The organism is Falsiporphyromonas endometrii (assembly GCF_042654485.1).
Classification (GTDB): domain Bacteria; phylum Bacteroidota; class Bacteroidia; order Bacteroidales; family Porphyromonadaceae; genus Porphyromonas; species Porphyromonas endometrii.
In genome coordinates this window covers 1-5,306 of record NZ_JBHSGO010000126.1, presented here as the reverse complement: position 1 = coordinate 5,306, position 5,306 = coordinate 1, and the positions used below count along the sequence as shown (strand labels likewise).

7 protein-coding genes are annotated in these 5,306 nt (G+C 40.3%); all 7 read left to right on the top strand.

The genetic code is table 11. The features are described from left to right. Positions 1 to 237 precede the first annotated feature (237 nt). Complete coding sequence (gene yedF, locus ACFO3G_RS03990; protein ID WP_380078207.1) at positions 238 to 858, top strand: sulfurtransferase-like selenium metabolism protein YedF; 621 nt, start codon at positions 238 to 240, stop codon at positions 856 to 858. 13 nt (positions 859 to 871) lie between these two features. Then, entirely contained in the window at positions 872 to 2,008 is a 1,137-nt protein-coding gene (locus tag ACFO3G_RS03985; RefSeq protein WP_380078205.1) for an aminotransferase class V-fold PLP-dependent enzyme, read from the top strand. A 13-nt stretch (positions 2,009 to 2,021) separates the two neighbouring features. Next, positions 2,022 to 2,246, top strand: coding sequence for a putative Se/S carrier-like protein (locus ACFO3G_RS03980; protein WP_380078203.1), 225 nt, complete (start codon positions 2,022 to 2,024; stop codon positions 2,244 to 2,246). Between the two features lie 10 nt (positions 2,247 to 2,256). Continuing rightward, positions 2,257 to 3,300 (top strand): selenide, water dikinase SelD, encoded by a 1,044-nt coding sequence (gene selD, locus ACFO3G_RS03975; protein WP_380078201.1) that lies wholly within the window; start codon positions 2,257 to 2,259, stop codon positions 3,298 to 3,300. A 21-nt stretch (positions 3,301 to 3,321) separates the two neighbouring features. Further along, positions 3,322 to 4,056 carry a peptidylprolyl isomerase gene (locus tag ACFO3G_RS03970; protein ID WP_380078199.1) on the top strand — a complete coding sequence of 245 codons (735 nt, stop codon included), beginning with the start codon at positions 3,322 to 3,324 and terminating at the stop codon, positions 4,054 to 4,056. Positions 4,057 to 4,256: 200 nt separating this feature from the next. Continuing rightward, a complete protein-coding gene (locus tag ACFO3G_RS03965) occupies positions 4,257 to 4,550 on the top strand; it encodes a radical SAM protein (protein ID WP_380078197.1) in 294 nt (97 codons plus the stop codon). Positions 4,551 to 4,601: 51 nt separating this feature from the next. Then, entirely contained in the window at positions 4,602 to 5,249 is a 648-nt protein-coding gene (locus tag ACFO3G_RS03960; protein WP_380078195.1) for a hypothetical protein, read from the top strand. The last annotated feature ends 57 nt before the right edge of the window (positions 5,250 to 5,306 follow it).

Sequence of the window (5,306 nt, the reverse complement as noted above, 5' to 3'; positions counted from 1 at the left end):
GACAATTCGAAATAATTTCTTTAATTTGTACTCGTGTGAGATCCATACTGTTTTACTGTTTTATTTTATTTTTTCAAAGATAATAGTCTTGGGTCTTACACACTTTTTTGGGACAGTATCAAACCAAAGGTACAAAGAAGCATAATGATACAGAACGTTGTTGAAGAAAAATCAAAGAGCACCCCCGGGCCTCAGCCAAAATGAGTACATTTGGGATAAATTTAAATGATCATAGATATGTCAGTAAAAGTTGATACCAGAGGGAAGTTGTGTCCCCTACCGCTCATTATGCTGAGGCAAGCCCTAAAAAAGAACGACAAAGAGACTCGTTTTGAAGTGCTTACAGACAATGAAACTGCTTGTGGCAACTTAACAGATTTTATTACCCAAAGTGGCTTCGCTGTGAATAGAACCACCGAAGAAGATTACACTTTGCTCATAATAGATACCAAAGGAATCAATATAGCTCCAATTGCATCTCAACCTAATCAAGAAGCTGAATGCATCCTTCCAACTCAAAAGGGAATTAGTGTTGTACAGCTAAGAAGCAATGTCATGGGACAAGGAGAGGACCAATTGGGTGAGATACTTATTTTGGCATACCTCAATGCCCTAAATGAATTGGACGAGCTTCCCACACACATTATCTGCTACAACACAGCGATCAAGTTGGCGACAAAGACTCATCCTGCACATGAATCACTAAAAAAACTCGCAGCCAAAGGGGTAGAGATTATTGTATGCGGTACCTGCTTGGATTATTTCAAGGAGAAAGAGAATCTATCTGTAGGCAAAGTTTCCAACATGTTCGTCATTGCTGATCTTCTTAGTCGTGCCAATCACATCGTAACTCCATAAACTCAGACTCAAGATGATTTATTTTGACAATGCCTCTACTTCCTATCCCAAGCCCCAAGGGGTAGTCGACCATCTAAGCCATATCTATGATTCTCCGTTAGGCTCTTACGGAAGAAGCAGGGATACACACACCCTCGAACTATCTTCAATGGTAGAAGAATTGCGAGATATGCTGGCCGATATGATAGGAGCAAAGGAGCAAAGTCAGAATATCATATTTACAAAGAATGCAACCGAGTCGATCAATACTGTCATAAGAGGTCTTGGCAAATTGAAGAAAGAAGAGGTTGTGATTTCTCCACTCGAACACAATGCTGTCACAAGACCAATCTTTGCCCTTCCCGGAAATAAAGAGCCGGCATACCTTCCGTCTCATAACGATGGGCGAATAAATATAGAAGAGACCGAAAGATTTATTAGAGCCAACAAACCATTTAAGCTTTGTGTTATCAATGGAATGAGCAATCTCAATGGAGTATTCCAACCCATAAGTGAGATAGCACAAATAATAAAAGGGCACTCGGAAGAAACTAAGATCTTGATAGATGGAGCACAGGCCCTACCCTATCTTAAACTTGATGTCGATGCAAGTGCAATTGACTTTGTTGCCATAACCGGACACAAAAGTTTAATGGGTCCTACGGGAACAGGTGCTCTTTACATAAGAAACCCACAAAGTATCTCGCCTCTCATCAGAGGTGGCAATGGCTTTCATTCCGAAAACCTTATGGATACCGACCATATGCCCGAACGATTCGAAACCGGAACAATCAATCTTGTTGGACTATCAGCATGGTATATAGGGATGAAAGAGAGACCTCAAAAAGGTCTGATAGAGCAGTCACAACTTTTCGACTTTATACAAAGCATCAAGGAAGATTTGCCATACAAAGTACTCTCTTCCAATGAAGAACAGTATCAAGGGCCTGTCTTCTCACTCATCCCCAAGAAAGGAAGTCCGGCCAAACTAAGTGATGATCTATATTACAAATACACCGTCACTACCCGCTTTGGACTCCATTGTGCACCTATTGCTCACCGAACATTAGGTTCTCTACAAACCGGAGCTACCAGGGTCTCGCTATCCGTTTATAATACGATGAGTGAGCTGGCAGCATTGTTCCAAGCTTTGATAGAGCTCAACGAATGATATTTAACAACTAATGAAAACCTATTTCCTGATTATCTTTGCTTCTACAAGGGCTTTTCTTAAGACAAGAACCGCAATATCTCAGCATCATATACCACACGAAGTACAAACTACTCCGACCTATCTTAATCCGGAATGTGGTATGTGCTTGAAGATAGAGGACAACTATCGCGAAGATGCCCAGAAGATTATCCCATGCAAAGATGAGGCAATTATAATTGATTACGACGAAGAATAAAGCTATGCAAATGCAAAAAAAGATACACCTCCTAAAAGAATGTCAATATGGAGGATGCTCAGCTAAAATAGACCCAACAGAACTTTCAAAACTTCTTGAGAAGATAGAGATACCCGGAAATGAAAATATACTTGTCGGACTTTCTACTCACGACGATGCCGGGGTCTATAAAATCAACAATGATACAGCACTGATTGTTACGACGGACTTCTTCCCTCCTGTCGTTGACGATCCATACACTTTTGGAGTAATTGCTGCAACCAATGCACTAAGCGATATCTATGCAATGGGAGGAAGACCTCTGCTTGCTCTTAATCTGATGCACTACCCCGGATCGAGACTTCCACTTGAAGGATTGGCAGAGATCCTAAAAGGAGGACAGCAGGCTATCAATGAAGCCGGAGCCTTTACCATGGGCGGACATACAATAGAAGATCCGACACCTCAATATGGTCTTGCAGTGGTAGGGATAGTACATCCTGACCAATTGATAGCCAATAATGGAGCCAAAGTTGGACAAAAGCTCATCCTTACCAAACCTCTTGGTATAGGCACTATCATAGCGGGACAAAGACTTGGTATGACTTCTGATGAGGAATATCAAGCAGCTATCAAGCAAATGACAAGACTTAATAAATATGCTGCTGAAGTGATGCAACAATACAACATCAAAGGGGCAACCGATGTGACCGGGTTTGGGCTTGTAGGCCATGGATTCGAATTAGCGGAGGCTTCCGATACAACCATTGTCATAGACACTAAGCAACTTCCAACCCTTCCCGGCACACTCAGACTCCTTGACGATGGATGCATACCGGGAGCGGCTTTTAGAAATATCAAGTATGCAGGCAAAGGGCTCAAAGTCAATTGTCCACTTATGCTAAGCTACCTCGCAGCTGATCCTCAAACATCCGGAGGCCTTCTTATAGCTGTCGATAAGGAGGAAGCCGAAGAGATCTGTAACCAAATAAGACAACAAGGAGACCAACAAGCCTCTATCATAGGAGAGGTCATAGCTCCTCAGAATAATGGTATCAAAATCATATTAGAATAATATTAAGAATCATTAAAAACTATGAGAGTAAAGATACAAACAAGCTTAGGCGACATTGTGGTACGCCTATACGATGAGACTCCTCTACACAGAGACAACTTTATAAAATTGGTCAAAGAGGGATATTATGATGGCACCCTATTCCATCGTGTCATCAAAGATTTTATGATACAAGGAGGAGACCCGGACTCCAAAGAGGCCCCCAAAGGAAAGCAACTTGGAGTGGGAGGACCGGACTACACCATAGATGCAGAAATAAAAGAGGGACTTTGGCATAAGCGTGGTGCTTTGGCTGCAGCCCGTCAAGGGGACGAAGTCAATCCAGAACGCAAAAGCAGCGGTTCGCAGTTTTACATCGTTTGGGGACAAGTTTACAAAGAAGGTCAGCTGGGACAATTAGCTAAGCAAATGCAAATGATGCAGATGCAGAGCATATTCGACAAACTGGTATTCGAACACAAAGAAGAGATTAAGCAACTTCGAAGAGACCGCAATCGACAAGGGCTGCAAGATCTTCAAGACCATCTCATAGCCGAAGCTGAAGCCATATCAAAAGAAAATGGCGGAGGTCTAAACGAGGAACAAAAGAAGGTATATTCAACAATAGGCGGCACTCCTCACCTCGATGGGCAATACACCGTATTTGGCGAGGTGGAAGAAGGTCTCGATATAGTCGAAAAGATCCAAAACGTCAAAACCGAACCGGGTGACAGACCTTCGGAAGACATCAAGATGACTATGACCATTATGGACTGATCAAACATAAATTATGTCTATCAAGTATATGTTTTTGATCTTTCAGTCTAATGAACTAAAGACTTTTGGAGTTAAGATCAACACATAACTACTTGATAGACATTCATACCCACAACACAAAACAATCTCGATGCAATATGTTTTATAAACTTGCATGATTATTTTTCAAACTTGATAAACCAAAACTCAAGCTAACTTCATTGGCTGTAGTACACATTGCACGCATGAGATATATTGCAATCTTTATTGATCCTGTGAAAAGTTGCAATCTTAAATGCAAAATGTGCTACTTTAGCGATGATAAAAAGAGGCCCAAACCAACTACACCGATAGATATAAATAACATCGACAAATACAAAACTCTTTTCAAGAGAGCAGCAAAACTCCAAATTGGATGTGGTGCGGAGCCGACAATTTATAAACATCTTGCAGAACTTATTCAAAAAGGGAAGGAATACGGTATTCCATACATTGAAATCACAACCAACGGATAACTTCTTAATTTTGACAACTTACAAAAGTTTATCGACGCCGGATTGGGAGGAATGACGCTTTCGTTGCATGGCACTTCACGGGAGACTTATGAATACCTTATGGGGAATGCTTCTTTTACAAAACTGACAAGCCTCATTAAGGATATTAAAAGAATCAAAACAATCCACCCGGACTTTGTACTTAGAATCAATTATACTTTTAACAATCTAAATATAAAGGAGCTATCCAATATCACACACCTATTTGAAGGAGTAAAAATAGATGTCCTACAGATTAGACCCATACAAAATATGGGAGATACAGAATATTCTGATTTTAACCTTAGAGATATTCTACTAAACTTCGAAACACTGATCACACCAATCGAGTTGTTGTGCAAAGAAAGGAACATAATATATATTGGTCCAAATAAGGAAAACTTACTGAGAGTCGACAAAGAACAAGACATATATAATGAAGCCATAGAAAACCTTACTTATTGCTATATCAGCTCCGACTATTGCTATCAAGAAGACTACGACATCGACAAAGACACATTTTCAAGCTACCACAAAAGAAAAAGAAGCCTTCAAAACATTCTCAAATTACTTTTATCTCGCAAAGACAAAGCGATAAAAAGCGTAGAGACAGATACTGTCCCGAAAAAGTGTGTAAGACTCAAGACTGTTATCTTTGAAAAAAACAAAATAAAACGATAAACCGTATGAATCTTACACGAGTACAAATTAAAGAAATTATTTCGAATTGTCTGTCAG

Coding starts and splice junctions, on each gene's coding strand:
- yedF (WP_380078207.1), top strand. CDS start 238: ATGTCAGTAAAAGTTGATACCAGAGGGAAGTTGTGTCCCCTACCGCTC.
- ACFO3G_RS03985 (WP_380078205.1), top strand. CDS start 872: ATGATTTATTTTGACAATGCCTCTACTTCCTATCCCAAGCCCCAAGGG.
- ACFO3G_RS03980 (WP_380078203.1), top strand. CDS start 2,022: ATGAAAACCTATTTCCTGATTATCTTTGCTTCTACAAGGGCTTTTCTT.
- selD (WP_380078201.1), top strand. CDS start 2,257: ATGCAAAAAAAGATACACCTCCTAAAAGAATGTCAATATGGAGGATGC.
- ACFO3G_RS03970 (WP_380078199.1), top strand. CDS start 3,322: ATGAGAGTAAAGATACAAACAAGCTTAGGCGACATTGTGGTACGCCTA.
- ACFO3G_RS03960 (WP_380078195.1), top strand. CDS start 4,602: ATGACGCTTTCGTTGCATGGCACTTCACGGGAGACTTATGAATACCTT.